Annotated in this window: 12 protein-coding genes; 1 reads left to right on the forward strand and 11 read right to left on the reverse strand. The window is 57.2% G+C overall.

The window, feature by feature from the left end; all coding sequences use genetic code 11:
• Positions 1-26: 26 nt before the first annotated feature.
• The gene (locus H5P30_RS01735) at positions 27-1,457 is read right to left on the reverse strand and encodes a sulfatase-like hydrolase/transferase (protein WP_185691242.1); all 1,431 of its coding nucleotides are present in this window, start codon (positions 1,455-1,457) and stop codon (positions 27-29) included.
• A 619-nt stretch (positions 1,458-2,076) separates the two neighbouring features.
• Here H5P30_RS01735 and H5P30_RS01740 point away from each other — a divergent pair.
• Complete coding sequence (locus tag H5P30_RS01740) at positions 2,077-2,754, forward strand: PEP-CTERM sorting domain-containing protein (RefSeq protein WP_185691243.1); 678 nt, start codon at positions 2,077-2,079, stop codon at positions 2,752-2,754.
• A 402-nt stretch (positions 2,755-3,156) separates the two neighbouring features.
• Here H5P30_RS01740 and H5P30_RS01745 read toward each other — a convergent pair whose 3' ends face one another.
• The 10 genes from H5P30_RS01745 to H5P30_RS01790 all read right to left on the reverse strand — a co-directional run bounded on the left by H5P30_RS01745 (position 3,157) and on the right by H5P30_RS01790 (position 14,825).
• Positions 3,157-4,050 carry a helix-turn-helix domain-containing protein gene (locus H5P30_RS01745; protein ID WP_185691244.1) on the reverse strand — a complete coding sequence of 298 codons (894 nt, stop codon included), beginning with the start codon at positions 4,048-4,050 and terminating at the stop codon, positions 3,157-3,159.
• 59 nt (positions 4,051-4,109) lie between these two features.
• On the reverse strand, positions 4,110-4,433 hold the full coding sequence (locus tag H5P30_RS01750) for a hypothetical protein (protein WP_185691245.1): 324 nt from the start codon (positions 4,431-4,433) through the stop codon (positions 4,110-4,112).
• Between the two features lie 277 nt (positions 4,434-4,710).
• On the reverse strand, positions 4,711-8,301 hold the full coding sequence (gene nifJ / locus H5P30_RS01755) for a pyruvate:ferredoxin (flavodoxin) oxidoreductase (protein ID WP_185691246.1): 3,591 nt from the start codon (positions 8,299-8,301) through the stop codon (positions 4,711-4,713).
• 25 nt (positions 8,302-8,326) lie between these two features.
• Positions 8,327-8,800: a flavodoxin domain-containing protein gene (locus H5P30_RS01760; RefSeq protein ID WP_246459183.1), complete on the reverse strand. Its 474-nt coding sequence runs from the start codon at positions 8,798-8,800 to the stop codon at positions 8,327-8,329.
• Between the two features lie 9 nt (positions 8,801-8,809).
• Complete coding sequence (locus H5P30_RS01765; RefSeq protein WP_185691247.1) at positions 8,810-9,955, reverse strand: homocitrate synthase/isopropylmalate synthase family protein; 1,146 nt, start codon at positions 9,953-9,955, stop codon at positions 8,810-8,812.
• 7 nt (positions 9,956-9,962) lie between these two features.
• Complete coding sequence (locus H5P30_RS01770) at positions 9,963-10,271, reverse strand: (2Fe-2S) ferredoxin domain-containing protein (protein ID WP_185691248.1); 309 nt, start codon at positions 10,269-10,271, stop codon at positions 9,963-9,965.
• 51 nt (positions 10,272-10,322) lie between these two features.
• Entirely contained in the window at positions 10,323-11,618 is a 1,296-nt protein-coding gene (locus tag H5P30_RS01775; protein WP_185691249.1) for a radical SAM protein, read from the reverse strand.
• A 15-nt stretch (positions 11,619-11,633) separates the two neighbouring features.
• Positions 11,634-13,061 carry a nitrogenase component 1 gene (locus tag H5P30_RS01780; protein ID WP_246459185.1) on the reverse strand — a complete coding sequence of 476 codons (1,428 nt, stop codon included), beginning with the start codon at positions 13,059-13,061 and terminating at the stop codon, positions 11,634-11,636.
• The gene (gene nifE / locus H5P30_RS01785) at positions 13,058-14,443 is read right to left on the reverse strand and encodes a nitrogenase iron-molybdenum cofactor biosynthesis protein NifE (protein WP_185691250.1); all 1,386 of its coding nucleotides are present in this window, start codon (positions 14,441-14,443) and stop codon (positions 13,058-13,060) included. The genes H5P30_RS01780 and nifE overlap by 4 nt, the downstream gene beginning before the upstream one ends.
• Positions 14,436-14,825 (reverse strand): hypothetical protein, encoded by a 390-nt coding sequence (locus tag H5P30_RS01790; RefSeq protein ID WP_185691251.1) that lies wholly within the window; start codon positions 14,823-14,825, stop codon positions 14,436-14,438. The genes nifE and H5P30_RS01790 overlap by 8 nt, the downstream gene beginning before the upstream one ends.
• Positions 14,826-14,838 lie beyond the last annotated feature (13 nt).

Genomic DNA, 14,838 nt, shown 5'->3' on the forward strand with positions numbered 1-14,838 from the left:
AGTTGGGAGCACTGCCCTCCCCAAGATCAATTTGGCCAAAAGACTTTTGGAGGCTGATTCGCGCAGGGGCTCAAAGCCGACTCGTCGAAGGTCACATCCTCGCGCCCGGACACATGCCCTTCCATGATCTTTCGCATCGCTTGAAGATTCTCCGTATTTGTTCCTGAAAGATCGCGGGTTTCCCGGGGATCGTTCTGCAGATCGAAGAGCTGCTCTTCATTGGTCTTGGCAAACCAGATGTACTTCCAACGCTCATTGACAACCCAAAGATTGGCGAACCGACCAAAGCATTGACCGAAGATGTGGTCTGGAGCGTCGTCCGGCTCTTTTCCGTCCAAATAGGAAACCAGTGAACGCCCATCCATCGACGGGGGAATTACAACTCCCGCCAAATCCAACAACGTCGGTGCCACATCTTCCCAACTGACGAAATCGTCGGTCTCCATGGAGGGAAGATCGACGTTGATCCCACTCAGAAAGAACGGCACATGGGCCGAGGCTTCGTAGCCTTGCGACTTCCGGAAGAGATGGTGGTCTCCCAGCATTTCCCCGTGGTCGGAGCTGAAAATAATGTAGAGCGGATCATTCCCCACATCCGGAAGATTTGTCCACTGCTCAAGGATATGGGCGATGCAGTCGTCGATGTGATTGATCAACGCATAGTAAGCCGCCTTGGCCCGCTTCATCGTTCCTTCATCGAATGGACCCGCAACCGCATCGGGTGCAGCCCGGGCATCTTCCCCCTGCTTCGCCCACTCTCCAATCACCGGACCGGAAAGATCCTTCTCCAAATACCGATCAAAATAATGCTTCAAGGGAATAAATGGGGGATGCGGGTGAAAAAACGACAGGTGCAGAAACAACGGGCAAGTGGGATCGCGACGCTGCTGGAAAAGTTTCACCGTCTCGTCCGTGACCCACTGATTCCAGTGCAGGGTATCATCCATGCCCCACGGAGCGCTGAGTCGACTGTTGCTCCCGATCCCCTGAAAGGTGGGGTGGCGGGTCACCCCTTTCTCCTGAAGCCAACGCACGTAATCGTTGCGCTTTTGGTGTGGATGATCCGGACGCCAATTGGCGGTTTCCGATAAAGTTATGTTGTCAAATCCGTACCGCTTCCCCTGAGGATGGAGATGAAGCTTTCCGATCAATTCGGTTTGGTAGCCAACTTCCTTAAGACATCCGGGCAAAGTCGCGGGGGGATCGAAATCCACGCCATCCAGATAGCGACGCAGTCCGTGTGAATCCGGGCTCATCCCGGAGATCAGGGTTCGCCTCGCGGGGATACAAACCGGACAAGTTACGTAGCCTTTGCGAAAATTTACTCCATTACGGGCCAACGCATCGAGATTGGGAGTCTCGACCTCGTGATTTCCGTTGATCCCCAAACAATCCGATCTCTGCTGGTCGGTCGTAATCAAAAGGATATGTGGTCTGCGCTCTGTGGGGTTCGACATCTTCTTCAAAATGAACTCCGTCGTCGAATCGAGCAAATCTCCCCTGTTGTAAAATTTTCTCATTCTCTTGCACAAAGCGGAACCGCGAAATCTTCGGGAAGTACTCGAATTGTTTTCTTCGCACGAAAAAAAGAGCTTATTTCGGCCCCAATTTCCACCCTCCTCGATTCGCAACTCGTCGGCAAAACGCCAATGCTACCGACTCCGTATCATCGAGCCTTGCTCGATGACCGCGACAGCCGAAAGCACCCTCAACTTGCTGAACTTTCCCGAAACACTATTCATCGGCGAAACGCCGATGCTACGGAATGGCGTTCCCCAATTCCTCCGAAAGGCATTTCGAGCCGAGACGAAACTCTCCGCATCGAGACCCGCTCCAATACGGCACAAACATCGCGGAAGCAGGACTTTCATCTCGCCCGGAGAAACCCGAGAACTCGCGCTAATTGCGCCATCCTCTGAACCCAATTTAGCCTCACCATAATTCGCAACTAACCAGACAAATTTCACTTACAAAAGATTGACTCTAAAAAGTGAAACAAAATGAGAAAATCCTGAAACCGTTCCGATTTGAGGGAATCCCCCACATGAGCGAAATTAATCGCAACCAATAAATCCCATGAAAAAGAACCTCCTACTCATCACACTTCCCGTATTTGCCTCGCTTGCGAGCACCGCATCGGCCGTCGTTTTGGCCCAATACGGCTTTGAGAATTCCTTTGCTGCAAGCACGGTGGAAACCGGGCTCGACGCATCCAGTGTCTCCGCAGGATCTGGAGTATCCCCCAACCCACCCGTATTTTCCGGAACTTCGGCAGTCGGAAACCGGTCCCTCGCCGTTCAGGGATTAACCGAGACCTCTGCGGCCGACGCGATCTCGACCAACGATTATATCGAATTCACCCTGACACCCGATGGAGGCTACACGATGGACTTGGAAGACATCACGGTCTACCTCCAGCGGAGTAACGACCCCGGATCCGCAACGACGGTGTTCGCTCGCAGCAGCCTAGACTCTTTCGGTTCCACCATTGATACCCTTAGCAGTATTCCGGTGTCCCCATCAGGATTCGCAAATTACTCAATCGATCTCACCGGATCGGCATACCAAGATCTTACGGAAAGCGTCACGTTCCGACTCTATGCCTTCGGAGGAAATAATTCCTCCTCATCGCTTCGATTCGACGACCTAACCGTAAACGGAACGGCCGCCATCCCCGAACCCGCAACCTCGGCAATCCTCCTCATGGGAGTCGCCGCCGGCTTCGCATTGGTTCGCCGCCGTCGCCAAAGCTGAGGCTGATTTCATTTTGCATCCAAAGCCCCACCGGATCATTCCGGTGGGGCTTTTTTCGGTCCTTCGGCCCAGCTCGACGCAGGTCGGAGAAACCGGGTCTACCGTAGGTGCTATGAGCGGATCCGAGGGATCTGCTCATAGCATCTACAATCAAAACCGGATCCACCGTAGCATCGAGCCTTGCTCGATGATCGCATCCGCGAAGAGCCCTCCGGCGGACCGCAATAAACCTCCCCAACCCCCAAGTCATCGGCGAAGCGCCGATGCTACCGGGCGGGCACTTTCCGCCCACGAGGGTCATCGGCGAAACGCCGATGAATTGGACCCGAGATCTTAGCCCTCATGCGTTCGGAGAGGAGACCGAAAGGCAGCCTGCGGGAGCTGGAAGCTCCCACTACTTTGCTACTTTTCGAACCGCTGGCGGAAGGCCCGTGGGGATTCTCCGTGATTCTTCGAAAACCAACGCGAAAAATAGCTCAGGGATTTGAAGCCCAATTCATAGGCGATCTGCTTGACCGGAATAGTGGACACCTGCAACTGGGCCTCGGCGTCTTTCAAACGCCGCGCATCGAGATATTGGCGCGGCGAAAGCTGGTATTCCTTTTTGAACAATCGGTCGAGTTGGGTGCTGCTCAACGAGATTTCCTGGGCGAGCTCTTCTTCCCGGAACGGCATATCCAGAGGGTGTCGATCCAAAAGCCGGGCCGCTTCGAAAATGCGTTCATCCCCATCTTGCGTCTTCTGAACAAAAGCGTCGAGCTTCTGCCCCACTTCAACCAGAGAGACCAGCCAGGAAATGAATGATTCACGAATACGTAGGTGGCTCAACAGATCCCCACGGGACAGCCGATAGAAACGACCCGCATCCGGCAGAAGGGTCTCGACCAGATCGAGGAGCGCATCGGCTCTATCCTTCAACTCCGGAAAATCTGCGCTGGGAAAAACCAAGGCTATGTCAGAATCAAAACAAGGCTGACCATCCGGCCAATCCCCGCAAAAGCGAATCGAAATAAAACGAGAACCTTCCGTGAAGGTCCTCTCAATCATTCGAGAACTAGGGAGTACCCAATCCCCAGCTTTGGCGAAAATCTTCCCACTCGCGGTCTCGACCTTCAGTTCTCCTTCCTTCAGGAAATACGCAGAACGCCCTGGGCTCCCGAGCTTCGCCAGCGTCAAATATTCAGGGCGCACGACACCTTCATAAATCCAATAAAACTCCGTTTTTAGATGAGTCCAATCACTCATCCGAATCCGTCCGTGACTGGAACGATGAACACCGGAATCTCCTGAAGCCATGGAGATAGGGTGTGCCAAGGAATAGAGACGGTCAACCCGATCTGAAACTCTCTCTCCCGCTAGGCTTCCTCAAAGAAAATCAGCTCAATCTCATCCTTCGCATCCGATTTCTGCTCCATGGTAAAGGATCCGACGAAAATGATCGTAAAATCCTGCCCCTTGGCGCCGCGGGTCAATTTGAGCGACACGTCCGAGGCCGTGGCCTCATCGAGATCGCGATGGAGGTATATCCGCAATTGGTTCTCATCCACATTCGAAAACTGGACGAGAACCTCGGAATGCTTGAGGAAAACGATATCGTCGTAGGCATAGGTAATTTCATAGCCGGCCTCTCGGGCCAGCGCTTCGACGTGATAGAGAGGGCGTATTGCTTTCTGGGTCATGGCACTGGTTATTTCGAAGAACGTAAATTTGCTGATTCAGACTCTAATTTCTGGGAACAACCCGGCCTCTTCCCTCCCCCGAATCTGAACGGTCATTGAAATCCGGGAGAAGGAACATGGAAGAAGCCGGGTATTCATAACCCAAGAAAAGATATGACGGCGGGAAATCTCGCGGCGAGGCGGTCCAAATCACTCCCAAAGGACTTTGCCCCAATTGCGGCGACTCCCGCCGTCCACCCGTATTCACGCATGGTAGACGTGAAAGTGATCCATTCGATCAACCCCAGCCATCATCATCGTCGTCATCCTCATCCTCGCTGACAGAGGCCAGAGCTTCTAGGCGTTTCCAACGTTCGTCGGCGTGCTTTTGAGCGATCGCGGTCAGGCTGTCGGCTCGTTCGGGATCCCCACGACGGAGGGCTTTGAAACGGTTCTCCGCCTCCATGAAGGATCCAACCGTTCCCGAGGGCTCGAAGGAGTCGAGGGAAAGGATCGGACGCCCCTTCTCCTTGTTCCTCGGATCGAACCGGAAGAGCGGCCAGTATCCGGTTTCCACCGCCGCCTTTTGCCGGGCCGGACCGTTCCGCAAGTCGATTCCGTGTCCGGCACAGGGTCCGTAAGCGATGACCAGCGAGGGACCGTCATAGGATTCCGCTTCCCGCAGTGCGTCGAGCGTCTGCTTCTCATTCGCCCCAAGCGCAATCTGGGCGACATAGATTCCGCCATAGCTCATGGCGATGGCGGCCAGATCCTTCTTCGGCAACTCCTTTCCGGCAGCGGCAAACTTGGCCTGGGCACCGACCGGAGTCGCTTTGGAGGCCTGCCCCCCGGTATTCGAGTAAATCTCGGTGTCGAGGACGAGGATGTTCACATTGTATCCACTGGCAAGGACGTGGTCGAGTCCCCCAAAGTCGATATCGTAGGCCCATCCATCGCCACCGACGATCCAGGTCGATTTCGGCACCAGATAATCCGCATGGAGGATCAAGCGTTTGGCGTCCTCCCCGGGGATCTCGGCCAACACTTCCTTCAACGCATCTACCTTGGAGCGCTGCAGAGAGAGCCCCGCAGGCGATCGATCCGCGTGGTCGAGAATTTCTCCGGCGAGGATCGATCCGACTTGGCCCCGCAGCTTCGTCAAGAGCCGGAGAGCGACGTCGCGGCGCCATTCGGCCGCCATGTGCAATCCGAGCCCAAACTCAGCATTGTCCTCGAAGAGAGAATTGGCCCAGGCGGGTCCGCGCCCGTTCTCGTCGGTGCAATAGGGCGTCGTCGGCAGGTTACCTCCGTAAATCGAAGAGCAGCCGGTCGCGTTGGCCACGAGGAGACGGTCTCCATACAACTGCGTCAGCATCCGGACATAAGGAGTCTGGGTGCACCCGGCACAGGCTCCGGAGAACTCAAAGAGCGGCTGCCGGAAGGAGATGGTCCGCGCCGAGAGCTTGTCGTCTGGAATCGTCTCCGTAGACAGTTTCTCGAAGAATGCTAGATTTTCCTTCTCGGGCTCGATCTGATTTACCGCTGAAACCATTCGGATCGCTTTGAGCCCATCCTCAGCGGTTGCCGGACAAACTTCGACACAAGCGGTGCATCCCGTGCAATCCTCGGGATACACCTGAAGGGTCAATTCCAGTCCGTCTCCGCCAACTCCTTTGAAAGGTGTATGCCGGAAGGTCTCGGGAGCTCCCTCGAGCGACTCGGGATTGTAGATTTTCGGCCTCACAGCAGAGTGCGGGCAGACCACCGCGCATTTATTACACTGGGTGCAGGCATCCGGCTGCCAGATCGGAATTTCGCGGGCGATGTTGCGTTTCTCAAACCGAGAGGTCCCAGTGGGCCAGGATCCATCGACGGGGAAAGCACTCACAGGCAGGAGGTCCCCCTCCCCGGCCATCAACCGCGCGGTCACCCGGCGGACAAAGTCCGGCGCATCGTCCGGGACCCATTCTACCGGAATATCAGTTGCGGAAGCATCCGCAGGAACGGCGATGCGTTCCAATCCGCCGATTGCGGCATCGACCGCGGCGTGATTGGCTTCCACCACCTTGGGTCCCTTGCGAGAATAGGTTTTGGTGATCGCGTCCTTCATGGCCTGCACCGCCTCCTTGGGCGGGAGGAGATCGGAGAGGGCGAAGAAGCAGGCTTGCATGATCGTGTTCGTCCGATTCCCCATTCCGAGGTCTGCAGCGAGAGAGAGCGCATCGACGTGAAAGAGACGAATCTCCTTCTCGATAATCTGCCGCTGCACATCGCGCGGAAGTGAATCCCAGAGGCCCTCGTGGGAAACGGTGCTGTTGACGAGGAAAGTGGCACCCTTCTGCGCCTTACCGAGCATATCCACCCGGCCGAGGAACTGCGGTTGGTGGCAACCGACAAATTTCGCATCCGAGATCAAGTAGGGAGCCCGAATCGGGTCCGGCCCAAACCGGAGGTGGGAAACGGTCAATCCGCCCGACTTCTTCGAGTCGTAGACAAAATACCCCTGCGTGTGGAGACCCGTTTTGTCCCCGATGATCTTGATGGTGTTCTTATTGGCCCCCACGGTCCCGTCCGATCCGAGCCCGAAGAAAAGGGCCCGAGTCGTTTCCGAACTCTCGATGGTGAGGGGTTTTTCGACATCCAGCGACTTGCCGGTGACGTCGTCCTTAATCCCCACGGTGAAGTGATCCCCTACACTCGGAGCTTCGAGCTCCTGGAAGACCGCCGCCACCATCTCCGGAGTGAACTCCTTTGAGCCCAGACCGTAACGGCCACCGATCAGGCGCTCGATGTCCAACTCCACATTTCCTTCGCACTTCCCGGCCTTGCTGAGGGCCATGGAAACGTCGAGGTAGAGGGGCTCTCCCACTCCACCCGGTTCCTTGGTCCGATCGAGAACTGCGATTCGTTTCACCGATTTCGGCAGTGCCTTCAGGAAAAGGGGCGTGTGGAACGGACGATAGAGGCGCACCTTCAAAACTCCCCGCTTGGATCCGGTGGTTTCGTTGAGGAAGCGAGCGGTCTCGGCAACGGTTTCCGCTCCGGATCCCATGATGACGATCACCTCATCCGCTTCAGGATGGCCTTCGTATTCGAAGGGAGCATACTTCCTCCCGGTCAGCCTCCCAAAACGTTCCATCAACTCGGCAACAATCCATACGGCTTCCCGGTAGAACGGATTCACCGCCTCCCGGCCCTGAAAATAGGTATCCGGGTTTTGCGCCGTGCCTCGCACTGAAGGAGCATCGGGTGTCAGCCCCCGCTTGTAGAAACCCTCTAGGCCTTCCGGATCGACGAGCTGATGCAGAACGTCATCGGGAATCAACTCAATGTCGGACAACTCGTGAGAGGTGCGGAAGCCGTCGAAAAAGTGAATAAACGGCAGCCGACTGCGCAAGGTCGCCGCATGAGCGATGGCGGCGAAGTCATGCGCCTCCTGCACACTGTTCGAGGCCAACATACCGAGACCCGTCGCCCGGCAGGCCATCACATCACTGTGATCCCCGAAAATCGAGAGGGCATGGGTGGCAATCGCCCGAGCCGAGACGTGGACCACCGTCGGTGTCAGCTCCCCTGCCAGCTTGTAGAGGTTCGGGATCATCAGGAGCAGTCCTTGGGAGGCCGTGAAGGTTGTTCCGAGGGCACCGCCCATCAGGCTGCCATGGAGCGCTCCGGCCGCCCCACCCTCGCTCTGCATCTCCACGAGTCGAGGCACATCCCCCCAGAGGTTGGTCTTTCCTGCTGCCGACCACTCGTCACAGTGTTCGGCCATAGGCGTGGACGGGGTGATGGGGAACATGGAGACTACCTCGCTGAAACGATAGGCGACCGAGGCAACGGCCTCGTTGGCATCCATTGTTTTGCGGGCGGATTTTGCGGGAGCGATCATGACACGAATAATTTGAAGTTATGGATTATGCGGATTTCCCCACACCGAAGTATCCGGCGAGAGTCTTCCAGAAGCGTTTCGACCAGCCGATGTAGCTGACGAGAAAGTCTGAGCCGAGATCGGCCCTCTCGAGAAAGGGCTTCGCCCCAAGCTCGGCGAGGCGGGCATCGATCTGCTTCCCGCACTCGCAGTAAAGCGGATACTCGGTATCGCCGAGAGCGAGAACCGTGTAATCGATGGCGGACAGGTCGATGTCGGCCGTCGCGAGCTCATCACAGAAAGGCTTGGCCTTTGGTGGGGGCAGCCCGTCATCCCAGGTCGAGATGATGATGAGGACGGCGCCCTTGAGTTCGGCCAATTGGGCGGTCGTGTACTCGGCGAGGTTCTGGACCTCGACCTTCACCCCGTTCTTTTCCCCTTTGGCGGCAACTTTGTTCGCCAAGCCTTTGCAATTCCCTGTTTCGGTCCCGTAGAGGACAGTCATAGCCAGATCAGACATGATGATTTCCTATTCTTGGTTTTTATTTTGGTTCGTTTTCACCGACTGAAGTCGGAGGATTTCAATTACTTCCTGAGGCGAGAGAGCACGGTCCTTTCGCTCCACTTCGGCGCGGACGGTGGAAAGAAGGTTTCGCAAAGTACTTCTCTCGACGATGAACCCCGCCTCTTCGAGGGCCATCCGGATCCCCTCGGATCCGGAATGTTTTCCGATGACAAAAGATTGGGCTCCGGCTCCGATCTCCTCGGCGGAGATCAACTCGTAGGCGGAGCGGTCGACGGCCATGCCTCGCGTATGGATCCCGGTCTCGTGCCGAAAGCAGGCCGTGCCCACCACCGGTTTGTTCCCCGGCAGCACCCGCCTCGAGGCCTCTGCGACCATTTCGCTCAACGATTGCAACGAGTCGGAGTGAATCCCTGTCTCGATTTTGCAAGCATGCCGAAGGGCCATCACCACTTCTTCGAGAGCGGCGTTTCCCGCCCGCTCTCCAAGACCGTTCACGGTAACGCTAATCGCTTCGGCACCCGCCTGTACCGCCGTGACCGAATTGGCAACCGCCATGCCGAGATCATTGTGCCCGTGAAACTCAATGGGGAGATCCGGCACTCCCGCATGAACCTGGGCCACCAGTTCGCGGGTTCTCTTGGGATCGAGGATGCCGACCGTATCGGCAATTCGGAAACGGGAAGCGCCCTGCTCTCTCGCAGCTGCTGCGAGCATGACAAGGAACTCCGGATCGGCGCGGGAGGCATCCTGCGCCCCGACTGTAAAATATTCGAATCGCCCGCGGGCCAGAGAAGAGATCCGGCGCAGGGTCGCAAAAACCCAATCACTATTCTTTCCCCAGATCCGCTGATGGAGGCCACTCGCCGGCAAGGAAAAATGGAACCCCGCCGCACCGGTTGCAGCGGCCGCAAAAAGATCCTCCTCCGTGGCGCGCCCCCAGGTCAGGGTCCGCGCCGGAAGGATGGCCTCCGCGACCTGGCGGATCTCAGAGACCTCGAGAGGTCCCATCGCCGGAATGCCCACCTCGAGTTCCTGCACACCCGCTTCTACCAGCGTGCGGGCGATCGCGAGTTTCTTTTCCAAAGAGAAAGAGACTCCCGCCGCCTGTTCGCCGTCGCGCAAAGTGGTATCGATCAGGTGGACGCCCATGGTTTTCCTAGTCCTTGATGAGGTTCGTCTCGCAGACTTCGCCTTCTTCGATCGAATCGAGAATCTCGTCAATGAGCTCCTCAGTGGCGCGTTCGTAGAAGCGGCCGGATGGGTAATCAATGACGACAGGCCCCCGCGTGCACATATTGAGGCAGCCAGTCATCGCAACTTCGACGCCATCGAGCATCCGGTCCTGGATCTCGCTTTGGGCGTAAGATAGTAAGTCGATGGATTCTTTGTTGCAGCACACTCCCTTGAGTTCCCCGCTCGCGCGGGCGCTGCCACAAATGAAGAGATGATGGGATGGTTTGTTCATGATGATTGATGATGGAATAAGATTCTATTTCGTTCGTCGGATTCGATAGGCTCAGCCGCAGCCCGTGCCGTCTCCACCGCAGGAGACCCCTTCTCCACAACAATCCATGTGGCGCTCGAGCGTGGGGGGAAGAGCTTCGCCGTGGAAAACGTGGGACAGGCCCGCTTCGATCATTCCTTCCATCTGGATGACTCCGATCCCGTGGTCGCGAAGCCTTTCCAGTGGAGTCCGCCCGGCGGCACTCACGAGGATCACGCGGCAGTCGTGGAGGGTCTCGGCAATCGTCTTCCAGCGATCGTCCCGCCCTCCGGGAGCGGCCGCTGGACGCGTGTCGATTTGAATAAACTCTTCCGGATCCTCCGGATCTTCAGCGAAGATAGCAAATTCGCGGACCTCACCGAGGTGTTGGTTGACCAGCATCCCTTCCCGGGTTCCCACGGCCACATAGGGCCGATTCTGGGTCGGGTCGATCGGGAGCCGCGAACAACCCTTGATCAACTCGTTTAAATCTTCGCTCATCGGCTCACTGAGCTTCCCGATCGCATCGGCCCGGCAACGCGCGCAATGGGTCATCTGATTCATGTACTCGCCGCACTTCAGGCGGGTGGCGAAGCGCATCTTGGCATCCGGTTCGATCAGATTTTCAAAGACCGTATCCTTCGTCGGCAACAGTGGGATGCAGTTCATGATGTCAGCCCCCATTGCGGAAACCGTCTTGGCGATCTCGGGGAGGTGGTCTTCGTTGATTCCCGGCACGAGGATCGAATTTACCTTGGCGATCATGCCATACTCTTTGATCCAGCGGATGGCCTGCATCTGCTTCTCGATCATCAACTCCCCGGCCTTCGTCCCCCGGCGAATCATCTTGTCATGCCGAGCCCAGGCGTAGATCTTTCCGGCGATCTCGGGATCCGTGGCGTTCATGGTAATCGTCACGTGGCTGACCTTCAGTGCGGCCAGCTCTTGGACGTATTCCTCCGTCAAACCCAGTCCGTTCGTGGAGAGGCAGAGAATCATCGAGGGAAAACGTTCTCTGACCCGCCGAAAGGTATCCATCGTCTCTTCCGGATTCGCGAATGGATCCCCCGGGCCCGCGATGCCGACGACGGCAATGTCCTCGCGGAGTTCCATGATTTTTTCCAGGTAAGCCACGGCCTGCCCCGGAGACAAGATGGTCGAAGTCACCCCGGGGCGGCTCTCATTGACGCAGTCAAAATCCCGATTGCAGTAGTTGCACTGGATGTTGCAGCGAGGCGCCACCGGAAGGTGAACCCGACCGTGGGTCGAGCAGGCCTCGCGATTGAAACAGGGATGGTTTTCGAGTGTAATTTCAGAGGGAGTGATCATTGTATGTCCTTGTTGTTATAGGTAGCTATACCCGGTTTCGTTGTTCTCTTGGCGGGCTTCCAATAGAGCATTCACTACGCGATCGAAGAGGTATTGAGTTCCCCGGTATCCGACCGAAAGCTCCCGCTGACCGCCAAAACGATCGTGTAAGGGAAATCCGATGCGAAGGAGAGGAATCCCGAGCTCGCGGGCCAAGGGATAGCCCTTGCTCGATCCAAGAAGCAGATCGGGCTTGCGAGCACGGGCTCGCACCGAGATGGAGGCGTGATCCACCCCGGAAAGAGCTTCAATATCTTCCATACCGCCCTCAATCTCGGAGGCGAGACGGCGGTCCCAACGGGGCACCTTGGATCCGGTGGCACAGATGATCGGGCGGATGCCGATCTCCGAAAGAAATCCTGCGAGGCCGACGACGAGGTCCGGTTCACCGTAAACCGCTGCGGTCTTACCTGAAACGTATTTGTGGGCGTCCACATAGGCGTCGACCAGGCGCCCTCGCTCTTTGCGAAAGACCTCGGGCATCTGGTTTCCGGAAATCTCTGAGAGCGAAGCGTAGAGCCGGTCCGAAGCGGCAATTCCCAACGGCCACCCGTGGAGGAAATTGGGAATTCCGTGACGGCTCTCCAGCAGAGCCCCGGCAGACTCTTCCCGCTTCTCCCGGGAGTGGCCGAACTCAATCGTGGCTGCCGCTTTGCCCATGGCGCGAATTTCTTCGAGCGGGGTTCCGCCGGGAGAGATCCGGTGGTAGGCATCCCATCCCCCACCCTCGAGGGTCTCGTTGTAGTCTGGGAGCAAGGTGGGCTTCAATTGGTAGGCCCGGCAGATCTCCGCCAAGTGGCGCAGATCCGCACAGGACATCATTCCGGGAAGAACATTTACCCGGCCCGCAACCGGACCTTCCGGTGCGACTTCGACAAAAGAGCGAACCACTTCGAGAACGGCGGCCTGAAATCCTTCGGCATGCGTCCCGGTGTAAGCGGGAGTGGATACGTGCACCAGCGGCATCTCACTGCCCCGGGTATTTTGGAAATCCCGAATCATCCCGATCATGTGTTCGCCAATCGTTTCCGAGAGGCAGGTCGTCGCGACGCCAATGATTTCCGGATGATACTGCCGAATGACGTTGTCGAGACCATCGGCAAAGTTCTTGGCCCCTCCAAAGATCGCATCATCCTCGGTAAAGCTGGAGGACGCGATGTCGACTGGCTCGCGAAAGTGGCTGATCATGTAGCGCCGGATGTAGGTGGCGCAGCCCTGGCTTCCGTGCAGGAACGGCAGGCAACCTCGGATTCCCTTGAAGACCATGGAAGCCCCGAGCGGCGAGCAGAGCTTGCAGGCATTGCGGGTGGCCGCAGCCGGGATGTCTCCCCCCGCGGGGAGCCCATCAGCTCCACAGACGTCGTTGGCCATCGGCGGGTTTACGACTTTCAAACTCTGATTCATGCTTCCTCCTTCGATGCGGCCAGCGACTTCTCAATGGCCATGGTTTTCCGGGGCACAAACTTCCAGATGGGGCTCAAGACGCTGCGCGCGACTTCGTCGGCAAATCGCATCATTCCCTCGAACCCGGCCAGCGGAATCTTCCTTTCGTGATTGTGGTCGCAGAAGGCCACTCCGAGTTTGAAGGCGATCGGGCGTTCCTTAACTCCCCCGATGAAGAGATCGACCTCCTTTTCTAGGACAAACTTTGCCAGCTCCAAAGGGTTTGAGTCATCGACAATCACCGTGCCGGGATCGCAGATTTCGCGGAGCTGATCGTAATCCTCCTGGCTCCCCGTCTGGGTTCCGGCGAGCACGGTCTGCATCCCGAGGGCGCGGAGGGCCAGCACCAGCGAGAAGGCCTTGAAGGCTCCGCCAACATAGAGGGCGGCCTTCTTGCCCCGGAGCTGCTTCCGGTATTTGCGAATCACTGGAGAATACTTGGCAATTTCCTCGCGAACGAGGGCGGCAGCCCGCTCTTCGATCTCCGGATCGCCGAAAAAGGAGGCAGTCTCGTAAATGGCCCTCGCTGTATCTTCGAATCCGAAAAAGGAGACTCGGCGCAGAGGGATCCCGTGCTCCTTCTTGAGAAGGTTGGCCAGGTGGGTCATCGAGCCCGAGCACTGCACCAGATTGAGGGAAGCCCCGTGGCAACGTCTCAGATCGTCGACCCGCCCGTCGCCCGTGATCGTCGAGACGACCTCGATCCCGATCTTTTCAAAATATTCGCGAATCATCCAGGCTTCCCCGGCGATATTGAACTCTCCGAGAAGGTTTATGCTGTATTTGCTAATTTTCGACGTATCACCTGTTCCCACCAAGCGGTAGGCCGCCTCACAGGCTGCCTTGTAGCCACTCTTCTTGGTTCCCTTGAAGCCAGGCGAGTCCACCGGAATGACCTCGATCCCTGATTTCTTCGTAACCGTGCGGCAGACGGCTTCAACATCGTCCCCGATCACCCCGACAATGCAGGTGGAATAGACAAATGCCGCCTTTGGCCGGTAATACGCGATGAGCTCCAGCAGAGAGGCTTCGAGCTTCTTTTCTCCTCCGAAAACCACTTCCTTTTCGGCTAGATCCGTTGAGAAACTGTTGCGATGGAGCTGAGGCCCCGAAGAAAGAGATCCGCGAATGTCCCAGTTGTAGACAGCGCATCCGATGGGTCCGTGGACGATATGCAATGCATCCGCAATGGGATACAAAACCACCCGGGAACCACAGAACGCACAAGCACGCTGGGTGACCGCACCGGCAGTGCTGCGACGGTCGCAGGAAAACTCACCGGACTCCCCTTTGGTCCAGACCTGCTGCGAGCGGTCCGTTAAGATCTCGATCTCTTCACTCATGCCCTGCTTCCCCGTTGTTGTTAAAAAATGAATGAAGGCTGCCCTTCGTAGCATCGGCTGTAACGCCGATGACCGTCCTCCCCAGAGCGGCTTCTTCACGGAGCGCGGACTTCAGTCCGCCCCGCATGCCCCTCAGGCATTTCTCTGCGAAAATCGAGGAAAACCGATCCTCCGCGACCGATCCAACGGGGCGGACTGAAGTCCGCGCTCCATTGACCGTGAGGGCTTCCTCGAAAAATAACCGGAGGGAATCAGCGCTACGAGCACCCAAGCGATCAGAGGCCTGAGAGGAACGGAGGGATATTCCGTCAGCAAAGACGACGACTACCTTTACTGAACTCCCACTGACGGACCCGTGCCCCTCTGACCTCAAAATGCTCATGCGCTGATTCTCC

This window comes from Puniceicoccus vermicola (genome assembly GCF_014230055.1).
Classification (GTDB): domain Bacteria; phylum Verrucomicrobiota; class Verrucomicrobiia; order Opitutales; family Puniceicoccaceae; genus Puniceicoccus; species Puniceicoccus vermicola.